This is a genomic window from Halorientalis brevis (assembly GCF_042678165.1).
Lineage (GTDB): Archaea > Halobacteriota > Halobacteria > Halobacteriales > Haloarculaceae > Halorientalis > Halorientalis brevis.
In genome coordinates this window covers 651875-664261 of sequence record NZ_JBHUDJ010000003.1, presented here as the reverse complement: position 1 = coordinate 664261, position 12387 = coordinate 651875, and the positions used below count along the sequence as shown (strand labels likewise).

Below are 12387 nucleotides of genomic sequence, written 5' to 3'. Positions count from 1 at the left end.
CGGTTGTTGGCCCCGACTGCGCTCGGTCGTGCGAGCGTGGGCCCCGCGGCGAGACAGGTGATAACAGCGGCGACCGAAACCCTTACCGCTGGCCCGGGCCTGCCGGCGAGTATGACCGATTCGGCCGTCGACCCCGAGGAAGTGCGTCACGTCGCCTCGTTGGCCCGCGTCGATCTCGAGGAGGACGAGGTCGACCGCTTCACCGAGCAGTTCGCCGACATCCTCGCCTCGTTCGAGCGTCTCGACGAAGTGCCCGAGACCGAGGCGGAGCCGGACCTGACGAACGTGATGCGCCCCGACGAGGAACGTGAGTGTCTCAGCCAGGAAGAGGCGCTGCAAAACGCGCCGGAGAGCGAAGCAGGCTACTTCAAGGGCCCGAAGGTCTCGTAAAGCATGTCCTACAACGCATATATCACGACGAAGTCGATCGAAGGCGAGGAAGACGGACCCCTCGCCGGACGGAGCGTCGCAGTCAAGGACAACATCTCGACCGAGGGCGTGCCGACGACCTGCGGCTCGGAGATGCTCGCCAACTACGTCCCACCCTACGACGCGACGGTCGTCGAGCGGCTGAAAGACGCCGGTGCGACCATCCCCGGGAAGACCAACATGGACGAGTTCGGGATGGGGACGACCACCGAGACCTCCGCGTTCGGCCCCACTGAGAACCCCGCGGCTGAGGGGCGCGTTCCCGGCGGGTCCTCTGGCGGCTCCGCTGCAGCGGTCGCTGCGGGCGAGACGGACATGGCGCTCGGGTCCGACACCGGCGGCTCGATCCGCTGTCCGGCCGCGTTCTGCGGCGTCGTCGGCATCAAGCCCACGTACGGGTTAGTCTCTCGCTACGGGCTCGTCGCCTACGCCAACTCCTTAGAGCAGATCGGGCCGATCGCCCCCTCCGTCGAGGAAGCGGCCGAACTCCTGGAGGTTATCGCCGGCCCCGACCAGCACGATTCGACCACCCGGGACGCACGGGAAGCGGGCTCGGACTACGACTTCGCCGCTGCCGCCGACGGCGACGTCGAGGGCCTCGACATCGGGATTCCGACCGAACTCGTCGAGGGCGCAGACGAGGGCGTCGTCGAAACCTTCTGGGACGCCATCGAGGAACTCGAAGCCCAGGGCGCCAGCTACCACGAGGTCGACCTCCCGTCGGTCGAACACGCGGTCGAAGCCTACTACGTCATCGCGATGTCGGAAGCCTCCTCGAACCTGGCGCGGTTCGACGGCGTCCGCTACGGACGCGGTGGCGAGTACGAGGGCAACTGGAACGAGGAGTTCGCCAAAAGCCGCGAGGAAGGGTTCGGCGAGGAAGTCAAGCGTCGCGTCCTCCTGGGCACCTACGCGCTCTCAGCGGGCTACCACGACAAGTACTACAAGAAGGCCCAGGACGCCCGTGCGTGGGTCAAACGGGACTTCGACGAAGCGCTCGACGAGGCGGACGTGCTCGCATCGCCGACCATGCCTGTGCCCCCGATGAAGATGGGCGAGAGCTTAGACGACCCGATGCAGATGTACCTGGCCGACTGCAACACGACGCCGGTGAACCTGGCGAACCTCCCGGCGATCTCAGTTCCGGCGGGCGAAACCGAGGAGGGACCTGTGGGCCTCCAGCTGATCGGCCCGGCGTTCGGCGAGAAAGAGATCATTCGGGCCGGCAGTGCGCTGGCCTGACGACTGCGAGCGCCCCAGCGCGAGCAGCGGTTTTGGTCCAGATTTTACGAGGAGTGGGTTGCGGGCCAGCGGCCCGCAACCGGATAACGTGGCGGCTTCGCCGCCACGCGGTTCCCGCAGCGAACGGCGTGAGCGAGGAAACCCGACGATGTAAAAGGTGGGTGCAGGAGGAGATCATTCGGGCAGGCAGTGCGCTTGCCTGAGTTCGGAAGCCGCGACTGTGCGTGACGGACGCTGGCGGCCGAAGGTTCATTTTCGTCGCTCGCCACTGAGACGGTATGGCGACCGAATCGGCCGAAGTCTCTGCTGACGGCGACGGTATCGAGCGCCCGCCGTTCCGCGGCTGTGTGTTCTGTTACGGTGCCGAGATGACCTACTACGGGGGCTCGCCGACTCGCGAGTCGGCTCTCCGGCGACGCGGACTGAGCGACGTTTTGGATGCTGGACGCTACTTCTTGTGACGTGTCGCGAACGACGAGAAGAGCGCGAGCGGACGGCGGGTAGCTACTCTTCGTACGCGAGGTTCATGACCCACTGTGAGAACGCGTCGGAGTGGGGATCGACCTCTTCGTCGCCGATGAACGGAGACAACATGTCGCCAGCCATCAGCAGCGAGAAGTTGAGATCACGGGGTGCAGGTGTGAGGTGATAGGTGTTGTGCCCTTCGTAGATGGTCTCCTCGCGCTGGATGAGTCCTTTCTCTGCGAGCGACTCCACGATTCGGCTGCCTTTCCGCGATGAGACGTCCAGTTCCTTCCAGAACTCGCTCTGGTGAATACCGCCCGTCTCGCGGACGAGTTCCAGCCCGGCGCGCTCGTCTTCGGTGAGGTTTTCTTCCGACGCTGCCATGCTCATATCTACCTTCAGACTGTCTCCCGCTTAAAACTGGCTTTCGACGCGACGGATCCGACCGCGGTCGCAGTCGGAGCGATCCGCTACAACGACGCGTCGACGCGGTAGTACTCCGTTTCACAGGGCGGGCCGGGCGCGAACCGGTAGCTTGCGCCGTCGGGACCGATGGTGACCAAGGAGGACGAGCGCGTGCCGAAGGAGTTGTGGTGGACGCAGACGCCGTACTCGTGGTCGCTAATGACGTCCGCCGCTCGTTCGAGCCAGACCCCGGCCCGTTCGCCGGGTTCGGGCTGCAGGGCCGTCCGGACCGAAGCGGCGTTTGCCGCTTGTTGCTCGCTCACCTCGGGGCGGTGACTCGGGACGACGAAGTCGCCGTCGGCACCGACGTTCACGACGACGTGGACGCCGGGATCGAAGTTTCGCACGGCGAGTTGGCCACCCCACTCCAGCAGGACCGCCGCGTTGGCGTCGGCGACGACGAGATTGAACCCCTCGAACTCGAGGTCCTGGACTTCGCGCTCGACGAATCGGGCAGCGTCCTCCGCCGTCCGGTGTCTGAGCGCGTCCCGGACCAGCAGGCCGCGAGAGCGATCGCCGGCGAGGTCGGCCTCCACCCACCGGTTCGTGATCGCGACGAACAGGCCGTGTTCGTTGTACCCGATCCACGTGCCACCGGCCTCGCTGTCTCGGGGTGCGACCACGCCTGGATCGGCAGCGATCTTCGCGGGCGGGTCCGACGGTCGATCGAGGTGTTCGTCGCGATTCGCGGCGACGGCGATGGGCGTGTCCGCGAACACCTGCCAGGCGATGACGAGTGTGCACACGCCCCAGCATAGACGTCCGTCTCGGTTAAGTATCCGGGTCACCGCAGGCGATCACGCACGGCCTCGCGGTCGACCGTTCCCGACGCCGTCCGCGGCAGCTCCTCGGCGACGGCGGTCGTTCGCGGACACTTGAATCCCGCCAACCGGCCTCGACAGTAGGCCACCACGGCGTCGACATCGAGCGACTCGTCCGCCGCCGGAACGACCAGCGCACCCACCCGTTCGCCCCACTCCGGATCGTCGAGTCCGACGACGGCAGCGGCCGCGACATCGGGATGGCTGGTGAGTGTGTCAGCCACTTCGCCCGGATCGACGTTCTCGCCGCCGCTGATGATACGGTCGTCAACCCGGTTGAGCACCCACAGCCGCCCGTCGTCGTCGCGATAGCCGACGTCTCCCGTGTGCAACCCGAACTCACCGAACGCGTCGTCGGTCGTCGTCGAGTCGAGGTAGCCGGGCGTCACCGTCGGGCCGTCGACGACGAGTTCACCGCGCTCACCGGTCGGTAAGGGACTACCCGCCTCGTCGACGACCGTCACGTCCGTCCCCAGGAGCGGCTGGCCGACAGTACCTTCGTGGGAAAACGCCTGTTCCGGCGTCGCTGTCGCGATCTGCGAGGCGGTTTCGGTCATGCCGTAGGTCGGGTACACCGGGACGCCTGCGATTGCACACCGGTCGACGAGTTCGGCTGACGCTGGCGCACCGCCCAGGAGGACGAATCGGAGCTGGTCAGGTGCCGTCCACCCGGCGTCGAGCAGTCGCTGGAGCATCGTCGGGACGAGCGACACGCCGGTGACCGTGTACTCGTCGACGACGCGGGGAGTCCGCGCGGCGTCGAAGTCGGACTGAACGACCACCGTCGTTCCGTAGAGGACTGACCGAATCACGGGAGCGAGACCGCCCATGTGGTACATCGGGAGACAGCAGAGCCAGCGGTCGGTCGGGTCGACCCCCAGTCGGAACGCGGAGGCGGTCGCACTGGCAAGCAGGTTCCCGATCGTCAGGCGAACGCCCTTCGGCTGGCCGGTGGTTCCCGACGTGAACATGACGAGCGCGTCGGACTCGCGGTCCAACGAGACCGGGTCGGGAGCAGCGTCGGCTGGTGCCCGCAGCTCCAGCCCCGCTTCCCGTTCGGACTCGTCGACGGTCGCGACTGGCGCGTCAGTCACCTCGACGGCCGTCGCTTCGGTGTCGCTTCCACAGACGAGCACGTCGAGATCGAGGCGATCGACCTGGGCGGCCAGTTCGTCCGGCGTCAGCCTGGCGTTCAGCGGGACCAGGCGGCCGCCGAGTCGCTGCACGGCGAAGACGACTTCGGCGAACGCGACGCGCGTGTCGAGGAGGACGGCGACGGTCGGTCCACCGCGGTCACACAGTCGATCGAGTGCGGCAGTGCGTTCGGCGACAGCAGTGTCCAGCGCCCGGTAGGTCAGGCACTCGCCGGAGTCGACGTCGACGACGGCGGTCCGATCGGGCGTCGCTGCTACGCGGTGCGAAACGAGGTCCTGTGTGGGCCACTCGCCCGGCGTCGGCATTACTCCGCCAGTTCGACGCCGAGGCCCTTGTGTTGTGGGACTTCGATCTGGCCGTCCGCGACGGGCGCCGGGTCCGGCCCGAGGTCCTCGGCGAGCCACTCCGCCGTGGCGAGTCCGCACGCGGGAATCTCCGGAATCGCAGCCGCCACGTGAACCGCGGCAGTCCGGGCGACGACGCTGTCGATGGTCGTCGAGATGACCGGCGTGACGCCGGCCTGACGGGCCTGCCGTGCGGCCATCCGCGCGCGGTCCGGGCCGCCCAGCGCCATCGGCTTGAGGACGAGGTAATCGGCGGCTTCGGCGGCCAACACGTCGGTCACCGATCGGCTGGACAGCGATTCGTCGAGCGCGACCGCCACCCCGTCGTCACGGAGGCCGGACAGATCGGGAATGTCGTCGGCGGGGAGCGGCTGTTCGACGTACTCCAGGTCGAGCGCGGCCAGTTGGTCGAAGGCGCGCTCGGCCGCTTCGCGAGACCAGGCGCCGTTTGCATCGGCCCGCAGGGCGACCTCGGGGCCGATCGCGTCCCTCACTGCACGGAGTCGTTCGACGTCGTCGTCGACCGACCGAGCGCCCACCTTGATCTTGACGCAGTCGAAGCCGGCGTCGACCGCCGCGGCGGCGCGGTCAGCCGTCTCCTCGACCGCGCCGTCACCGACCGTGGCGTTGACCGGGACGCGACGGACGAGTCTATCGTTGCCCAGCGAGCGATAGAGAGGTTTGTTCGCACGCTGTGCGCGGGCGTCACCCAGCGCCAGCGAGAGCGCGTGGCGGGCCGCCGGCGCGTTCGTCTCGCCGAGCGCGACGCCCCAGTCTTCGTCCTCGGCGAGTTCGGGCGCCCATTCGAGGGCCTCTCGGCACGCGTCCAGCGACTCCGTCCAGCCCGGGAGCGGACTGGCCTCACCGACACCGACGGCGTCAGCGTACTGGATTCTGACGAGAAAGCCCTCGCGGTGCTCGAGTTCTCCGCGGGCGGTCGAGAGCGGACGCGCCAGGTCGAGTGTGAAAGGTTCGACGTCCATCATGTGAGTGCCAGCCCGGTTGCGAACAGCGCCGAGTGCGCGGCCAGCAACTGTCCGGTCCGTTCTAGCGCGGGGTTGAGCGCCTCGCCGTCGGTGCGCGTCAGCACCGTTTGTCCCAGCGAGACCGCCAGCGGGAGCGTCACTAGCGGGAGCAACGCCGGCAGCCCGAACTCCGCGTCGAGCGCGAAGAAGACGGGGACGACGTAGGCCATCCCGACCATCGCGAGCCACTCGACGCGACTCCACGTGTAGCCGAGCATGACTGCGAGCGTCTTCTTGCCGGAGGCCGCGTCGGTCTCGCGGTCCCGGATGTTGTTGACGACCAAGATGGCCGTCGAGAGCCCCGCGGCCGGGAGACTCACGACGAACGCTTCCATCGTGACCGTCCCCGCCGGAACCGCGAGTGCGAGCGGGTCGACCCACGGGAGCGTCGCAGCCGCCTGCACGTAGTAGGTCCCCATCACCGCGACGAGACCGAAGTAAACGAACACGAAGAGGTCGCCCAGTCCGCGGTAGCCGTACGGGTACGGCCCGCCGGTGTAGGCGACGCCGGCCGCGATGCTGGAGAGGCCGACGACGACGATCGGGAGTCCGCCGACGTAGACGAGATAGAGACCGACGACGACGGCCAGGGCGTACGTCGCGGCCATCGCTTGCTTGACGCGCGCCGGTTCGATGAGCCCACCTGCCGTGACGCGAGTGAACCCCTCGCGCTCGGCGGTGTCGGCCCCGTTGACGGCGTCGAAGTAGTCGTTCGCGAAGTTCGTCCCGACCTGCAGCAGCAGCGCCCCCAGCAGCGCTGCAACCGCCGGTATCGCGGCGAACACGCCGCTGTGAACTGCGAGCCCAGTCCCGACGATCACCGGTGCCGCCCCCGCGGGGAGCGTCTGGGGTCGTGCGGCCATCAGCCAGGCTTTCGTGCGTGACACCTCGGCATCAGCCGTTGCCATTACAACGGCGTTCGTTCCCCAGCCGTGTGAAGTTTGGCCCTTGTTCCTGCGGTTGCGGCGTGCCAGCAGACGCCACGCCAGGAATCGCCTACTGGCGGACCACCAACAGTTTGGCGCGCGCTGGTCGCGGCGTTCGTGGCGCGACGGAGTTGGGAAATGACGAACGACCGGCAGGAGCGAAGGGATTTGGAGATCTGTGGTGGACAGGAGTGCGGTGCAGTGCGGCGCAGTGCAGTGCAGTGCGGCAGAAACTAGGTAGAGCATCCGAGAGCGCGCGACGCGCGCTCTCGGCCTTATTTGGTGCAGATTTTTTCGAGGTGGGTTCCCACAGCGCGCCTTCGGCGCGCGAGGAAACCCGCCGAAGAAAAAAGGTGCTTTAGTAGTGCCAGGGGAACTGCCCGAAGTTCGGCTGCCGATTTTCGTTGAACGCGTCACGACCCTCCTGGGCTTCGGCGGTCCCGTAACCGAGTCGCGTGGCCTCGCCGGCGAAGACCTGCTGTCCCATCAGTCCGTCGTCGACGAGGTTGAAGGCGTACTTCAGCATGCGAATGGCCGTCGGCGACTTGTTCATGATCGTCTCGGCCCACGCGAGGGCTTCCTCCTCTAGCTCCTCGTGTGGGACCACGTCGTTGACCATGCCCATCTCCTCGGCCTCGTCGGCGTCGTACGTCTTCCCGAGGAAGAACACCTCACGGGCCTTCTTCTGGCCAATCTGCTTAGCGAGGTACGCCGAGCCGAAGCCGGCGTCGAAAGAGGCCACGTCTGGGTCGGTCTGGAGGAACTTGGCGTGTTCTTCGGAGGCGAGCGTCATGTCACAGACGACGTGCAGGGAGTGACCGCCGCCGACGGCCCAACCGGGCACGACGGCGACGACGACCTTCGGCATGGTCCGAATGAGTCGCTGGACTTCCAGAATGTGTAACCGTCCAGTTTTGCCCTCCTCGTCGTATTCGTAGCCGTCCGGCCCGCGAACGGTTTGGTCGCCGCCGGAACAGAACGCCCACCCGCCGTCTTTCGGCGAGGGGCCGTTACCGGTGAGCAGGACGCAGCCCACGTCGGTCTGGCGCTTGGCGTGGTCGAGCGCGACGTAGAGTTCGTCGACCGTCGGGGGTCGGAACGCGTTGCGGAGTTCGGGCCTGTCGAAGGCGATCCGGACCGCGCCGGTGTCGACGGCGCGGTGATAGGTGATGTCCTCGAAGTCGAACTCGTCGATAGATTCCCACCGCTCTGCGTCGAAAAGATCCGAGACCATACGCGGACTCCGACCGGCGACACCAAATAGATTCCCCGTCTTCGATTTCCGCGGCCGCGTTCGGGACCCTGAAACGAGAACGACCGGACTGCCGTCGCGTAGACACTCGTCGAGGTTCACTCGTGAGAATCGCGCCGAAGTTCTTATCAGGACGTCACCAGATGTGCGCGTAGACGCGGCGTCCCCGCTGAGTCGGTCCATCCCCGTGACACCCTCCATGTCAGAGACGTACTACGAGGTCCTCGGCGTCGACGACGACGCCACGACCGAGGAGATCGAGTCGGCCTACCGCGCGAAGGTCAAAGAGACACATCCCGACGTGAGCGACGCGCCGGACGCCGAAGCCCGGTTCAAGCGAATCACGCGGGCGAAAGAAGTGTTGACCGACCCAGACCTGCGGGCTCGATACGACCGACTCGGCCACGAACAGTTCGTCAGCGCCGCCGACAACGTCGTCGACGGGAGCAAGCACGCCGGCGGTGAGACGGGTGACGAGCCAGCGCAGGCGGGACCGTCGAGCAGCGAACCCACGGCAGGTGACGGGACCGCTGACGATCGATCCGGGCGACGGGAGCAGGGGCCGTCCGGGTCGGAGTCAGACTCTGAGAGTACCGACGGAGCTCACGAGTCGACCGGTCGAACAGGGAGTAACCCGGGGACGGCCGAGTGGCAACGAACGACGACGGGAAGCGGACGGCAGCGAGAATCCAGCGGGTACGCGACACGGACGACCTACACCGACCACTCGGTCGACCGGGTTCGACTGCCGTTGACGCCACAAACGATCATCCAGATCGGCGCGCTGTTCGCGCTCTATCCGGTCTTCCTGCTCGCGAGTTTCTTCCCCGCGTTCCCGGTGGCCGTAAACGTCACCGTCGGCCTCTGTACGCTGTTCGTCGTCGCCTATCTCCTCTCGATCCCGGAGGTCGCGATCGTCGTGTTCGGCGCCTGGAGCCTGCTCGCCCCGCTCCTGTTCCTGTCGCTGTTCGAACTACCGTTGGTTAGCATCTGGGGCGTGCTCGCGCTTCTCGTCACGTGGTTCCCGTTCGGCCTCGCGCTGCTGACCCGGCACGCGCTGCGCCGATGAATCAGGCGCCGTCGATCCGGTCACGCACGGTTTCGTGTATCCGCTCGCGGGTTCGGTGACTTGCCGCGCCGTCGACGCGAACTTCGATGACCTGCGTTCCCTCACTCGCGACCGACTCGTCGAACGCCCGCTGGAACGCCTCGCCGGGGGTAACGCGCTGGAACGCGAGTCCGTAAAGGTCGGCGGTCGGCTCGAAGTCGAGTCCGTGCGGCGTCCTGAACTGCTCGGTAAAGGGCGGGTCGAACTCCTCGATCGGGAGGAGGTGGAAGATGCCGCCGCCGTCGTTGTTGACGAGCACGATGGTCGCGTCGACGCCACAGCGAGCGATCGACAACAGGCCATTCATGTCGTGATAGTACGCCAGGTCGCCAGTCACCAGGACGAGCGGGTCGTCTGTCGCGCTCCCGGCACCGAGGGCCGTACTCGTGATCCCGTCGATGCCGCTGGCGCCGCGGTTGGCGAGCACGGTCAGGTCGGCCGCCCGCGGTCGCCCGAACCGGTCGACGTCCCGAACTGGCATGCTGTTCGAGACGAAGACGGTCGACGGGTCCGGCGCTCGCTCGACGACGTCTGCGAGTATTTTGCCTTCGAAGGATTCGGACTGGCGGGCGTCCGCGATCAGGTCCCAGTACTCCCGTTCGGCGGTCTCGAAGCGCTCGCGGTAGGCGTCGTCGGGTTCGTCGTCTCCGAGCCGTTCGGCGACCGCGCGGGCCAGTCGCATCGGATCCGCGACGACGAGGTCCGTCGCGGTAAACTCGGCCTCACGCCAGCCACCGGCGGGATCGACCACGATCTGTCGGTCGGCGTTGTCTCGGAGAGAGTGACGCAGGACCTTCGAGGTGGGGGAGGCACCGACTCTGAGAACGAACTCGGGTGTCGGCCAGTCGTCAGCGCCCGCGAGATACGAGTCGTAGCCGCCGCAGACCGTCACGCCGTCGCGGTCGCAGTGCTCGCCGAACCGAAGGCCAGAGAGGGGATCCGCGAGGATCGGAAAGCCCGTCGCGGCCGCGAGGTCGGCTATCGCGTCAGTGTCGCCCGTCCTCGGGTCCATCGGACCCGCGACGATCAGCCCGCGTTCAGCGCGCTCGACCTCGGCGACGAGGTCTCGAATTGCACCGTCAGCCAGTTCGGGACGCCCCTGGGCGGTCTCGACGAAGGGACCGTCGCGGCCGTCGANNNCCGCCCGCTGGCGCCTCGTCGGCGAGTTCCTCGGGAACGTCGCCGGAAACCTCGACCGGTTCGAGCGGTTTTCGGAACGGACAGTTGAGGTGGACTGGGCCGGCAGGGACGCCGATCGCCGCGGCCACTGCCCGGTCGACCGTCGTCCGGACCGAGCGGAGTTTTCGGGCCGTCGGTTCCGGCTCTGGCAGCGTCCGCTGGAATCTGACGGCGTCGCCGTAGAGGTCCTGCTGATCGACGGTCTGGTTCGCGCCGCTGTCGTGGAGTTCGGTGGGACGATCGGCGGTCAGGACGACCAGCGGGACGCGTGCCTGGTTGGCTTCGATGACGGCCGGGTGGAAGTTCGCCGCGGCGGTGCCCGACGTACAGACGATGGCCGTCGGTTCGCCGGTGCGACGACCGCGACCGAGCGCGAAGAAAGCCGCCGCGCGCTCGTCGAGTATCGAAAACACCTCGATGTCGGGATGATCCGCGATAGCGACTGTCAGCGGCGTCGATCGACTGCCGGGCGAGATGCACGCGGCGGTGACGCCAGACTTCGCGAGTTCGTCGGCGACGAGTCGGCCCCAGAGCGTGGCGCGGTTGGGTGCAGTCATCGTCCGTCGGTCGCCGCGTCGTCGCTCGTCAGTTCGTCGAGGATCGGCCGGTACTTCGGCTGGACTTCCTCCCACTCCTCGTCGGGATCGGAGTCAGCGACGATGCCACAGCCGGCGAACAGCGTGGCCGTCTCACCGCCGGCGACGCTGGAGCGGATTCCGACCGCGAACTCCCCGTCACCGTCGGCGTCGAACCAGCCGATCGGCCCGGCGTACCAGCCCCGATCGAACGTCTCCGTCTCGCGGATGACCTGCCAGGCCTTGTCCGGCGGCAGACCGCCTACTGCCGGCGTCGGGTGGAGCGCCTCGACGAGACTCAGGACGTGTTCGTCCGCCGAGAGCGTCGCCGTGATCGGCGTCTGGAGGTGCTGAATGTTGGTCAGCTTCCGAACGCCCTGCTCGCCCTCCTGCACGTCACCGAGCGGCGACAGTTGATCCATGATCGCATCGACGACGAGTCGCTGTTCGTGCTGGAGTTTCTCGCTGTCGAGCATCGACGCCGCCAGATCGGCGTCCTCCTCGGGCGTCTCTCCCCGGGGAACCGAGCCGGCGAGCGCTTCCGTCTCGACGCGCTGGCCCGTCAGTTTGACGAGTCGCTCGGGTGGCGGACCGAAAAAGGCGGCCTCGGTGCCCGGCTGGACGAGGAAGCGATAGCAGTTCGGGTACGTCCGTCGGAGCCGTTCGAGCGCGTCCGGCACGTCGAGTTCGCCGGCGAGATCGACTTCCAGTGCCGTCGCGAGGACGACCTTTCGGAGGTTGCCCGCTTCGATCCGATCGATCGCCCGCTCGACCTGCTCGGTCCACTCGGCTTTCGACGGCGTCGTGCGGGTCTCGACGACGCCAGGTGGGCCGCCGCTCGGGCGCATCATCGGGAGGGTCGACAACGACTCGGCGGCGGCGTCAAGTCGCTGTTCGACCTGGTCGGCCGTGACGTCCTCTCCGTAGGCCCGCACGGTCAGCCAGGTGGTATCGCCTGCAGTCGTCAACTGTGTCTGCGGGAGCGTGAACGCGGCCGCCGGGAAGTCCTCCCACGGCGGTTCGGACTCGTGATGCTCGTTGAACGCAAGTCCGCCGAGCAGTCGCGGACGGGTCTCGGGGGGTCCCGTCCGGTCGACGTCAGTGAACACGGTCGAGGCAGCCTCGCGGAGGCTGTCGAACCGATCCGGGCCGTGGGCAGTGACAGTTACCGCAGAGCCGCTCCCGACGATTTCGAGGCCGTCGGGCGCTGCCCAGTGGACCCGTGGTGCTGGTTGGCTCGCCAGAAACGCACGATACGAGACGTCCGTGACCTCGCGGGTGCGGCCGACGAGCACCGCACCCTCGCGTGGGCCTGCTCGCTCCTCGCGCTGGGCCGGTTCCATCTGCTGCAACTCAGGGTTCCGCCCTCTTGAGAGTGTCCTTCCTGCGCCGACACGTCCA

General features: G+C 67.3%; 11 protein-coding genes and 1 pseudogene. 4 read left to right on the top strand and 8 right to left on the bottom strand.

Annotation, left to right across the window (positions count from 1 at the left end; translation table 11 throughout):
- Positions 1–111: 111 nt before the first annotated feature.
- From gatC to ACFR9U_RS10515, 3 genes are all read left to right on the top strand, one after another.
- The gene (gatC, locus tag ACFR9U_RS10525; RefSeq protein ID WP_247373575.1) at positions 112–390 is read left to right on the top strand and encodes an Asp-tRNA(Asn)/Glu-tRNA(Gln) amidotransferase subunit GatC; all 279 of its coding nucleotides are present in this window, start codon (positions 112–114) and stop codon (positions 388–390) included.
- 3 nt (positions 391–393) lie between these two features.
- A complete protein-coding gene (gatA, locus tag ACFR9U_RS10520; protein ID WP_247373587.1) occupies positions 394–1671 on the top strand; it encodes an Asp-tRNA(Asn)/Glu-tRNA(Gln) amidotransferase subunit GatA in 1278 nt (425 codons plus the stop codon).
- A 278-nt stretch (positions 1672–1949) separates the two neighbouring features.
- On the top strand, positions 1950–2132 hold the full coding sequence (locus ACFR9U_RS10515) for a hypothetical protein (protein WP_247373589.1): 183 nt from the start codon (positions 1950–1952) through the stop codon (positions 2130–2132).
- A 43-nt stretch (positions 2133–2175) separates the two neighbouring features.
- Here the strand turns inward: ACFR9U_RS10515 and ACFR9U_RS10510 are convergent, their stop codons facing one another.
- The 6 genes from ACFR9U_RS10510 to ACFR9U_RS10485 all read right to left on the bottom strand — a co-directional run bounded on the left by ACFR9U_RS10510 (position 2176) and on the right by ACFR9U_RS10485 (position 8106).
- Positions 2176–2526 (bottom strand): helix-turn-helix transcriptional regulator, encoded by a 351-nt coding sequence (locus tag ACFR9U_RS10510; protein ID WP_247373592.1) that lies wholly within the window; start codon positions 2524–2526, stop codon positions 2176–2178.
- A gap of 80 nt (positions 2527–2606) precedes the next feature.
- Positions 2607–3347, bottom strand: a complete 741-nt coding sequence (locus ACFR9U_RS10505) for an NRDE family protein (protein WP_247373594.1) — start codon at positions 3345–3347, stop codon at positions 2607–2609.
- Between the two features lie 38 nt (positions 3348–3385).
- The gene (gene menE, locus ACFR9U_RS10500; protein WP_247373596.1) at positions 3386–4882 is read right to left on the bottom strand and encodes an o-succinylbenzoate--CoA ligase; all 1497 of its coding nucleotides are present in this window, start codon (positions 4880–4882) and stop codon (positions 3386–3388) included.
- On the bottom strand, positions 4882–5904 hold the full coding sequence (locus ACFR9U_RS10495; protein WP_247373598.1) for a mandelate racemase/muconate lactonizing enzyme family protein: 1023 nt from the start codon (positions 5902–5904) through the stop codon (positions 4882–4884). Before ACFR9U_RS10495 ends, menE begins: the two co-directional genes overlap by 1 nt.
- A complete protein-coding gene (locus tag ACFR9U_RS10490) occupies positions 5904–6854 on the bottom strand; it encodes a 1,4-dihydroxy-2-naphthoate polyprenyltransferase (RefSeq protein WP_247373612.1) in 951 nt (316 codons plus the stop codon). The genes ACFR9U_RS10495 and ACFR9U_RS10490 overlap by 1 nt, the downstream gene beginning before the upstream one ends.
- Before the next feature lie 376 nt (positions 6855–7230).
- Positions 7231–8106 carry a 1,4-dihydroxy-2-naphthoyl-CoA synthase gene (locus ACFR9U_RS10485; protein ID WP_247373614.1) on the bottom strand — a complete coding sequence of 292 codons (876 nt, stop codon included), beginning with the start codon at positions 8104–8106 and terminating at the stop codon, positions 7231–7233.
- Positions 8107–8323: 217 nt separating this feature from the next.
- Here ACFR9U_RS10485 and ACFR9U_RS10480 point away from each other — a divergent pair, with 217 nt between their 5' ends.
- Positions 8324–9193, top strand: coding sequence for a DnaJ domain-containing protein (locus ACFR9U_RS10480; RefSeq protein WP_247373628.1), 870 nt, complete (start codon positions 8324–8326; stop codon positions 9191–9193).
- A 1-nt stretch (position 9194) separates the two neighbouring features.
- Here ACFR9U_RS10480 and menD read toward each other — a convergent pair.
- A pseudogene (menD, locus tag ACFR9U_RS10475) lies at positions 9195–10968 on the bottom strand (2-succinyl-5-enolpyruvyl-6-hydroxy-3-cyclohexene-1-carboxylic-acid synthase).
- The gene (locus ACFR9U_RS10470; protein WP_247373633.1) at positions 10965–12329 is read right to left on the bottom strand and encodes an isochorismate synthase; all 1365 of its coding nucleotides are present in this window, start codon (positions 12327–12329) and stop codon (positions 10965–10967) included. The pseudogene menD and the gene ACFR9U_RS10470 overlap by 4 nt, the downstream one beginning before the upstream one ends.
- Between the last annotated feature and the right edge of the window lie 58 nt (positions 12330–12387).

What these genes read in the sequence shown, in the direction of transcription:
- ACFR9U_RS10490 (WP_247373612.1), bottom strand. Translation starts at nt 6,854, where the DNA reads ATGGCAACGGCTGATGCCGAGGTGTCACGCACGAAAGCCTGGCTGATG.
- ACFR9U_RS10510 (WP_247373592.1), bottom strand. Translation starts at nt 2,526, where the DNA reads ATGAGCATGGCAGCGTCGGAAGAAAACCTCACCGAAGACGAGCGCGCC.
- ACFR9U_RS10495 (WP_247373598.1), bottom strand. Translation starts at nt 5,904, where the DNA reads ATGGACGTCGAACCTTTCACACTCGACCTGGCGCGTCCGCTCTCGACC.
- gatA (WP_247373587.1), top strand. Translation starts at nt 394, where the DNA reads ATGTCCTACAACGCATATATCACGACGAAGTCGATCGAAGGCGAGGAA.
- ACFR9U_RS10470 (WP_247373633.1), bottom strand. Translation starts at nt 12,329, where the DNA reads ATGGAACCGGCCCAGCGCGAGGAGCGAGCAGGCCCACGCGAGGGTGCG.
- ACFR9U_RS10515 (WP_247373589.1), top strand. Translation starts at nt 1,950, where the DNA reads ATGGCGACCGAATCGGCCGAAGTCTCTGCTGACGGCGACGGTATCGAG.
- gatC (WP_247373575.1), top strand. Translation starts at nt 112, where the DNA reads ATGACCGATTCGGCCGTCGACCCCGAGGAAGTGCGTCACGTCGCCTCG.
- ACFR9U_RS10485 (WP_247373614.1), bottom strand. Translation starts at nt 8,106, where the DNA reads ATGGTCTCGGATCTTTTCGACGCAGAGCGGTGGGAATCTATCGACGAG.
- menE (WP_247373596.1), bottom strand. Translation starts at nt 4,882, where the DNA reads ATGCCGACGCCGGGCGAGTGGCCCACACAGGACCTCGTTTCGCACCGC.
- ACFR9U_RS10480 (WP_247373628.1), top strand. Translation starts at nt 8,324, where the DNA reads ATGTCAGAGACGTACTACGAGGTCCTCGGCGTCGACGACGACGCCACG.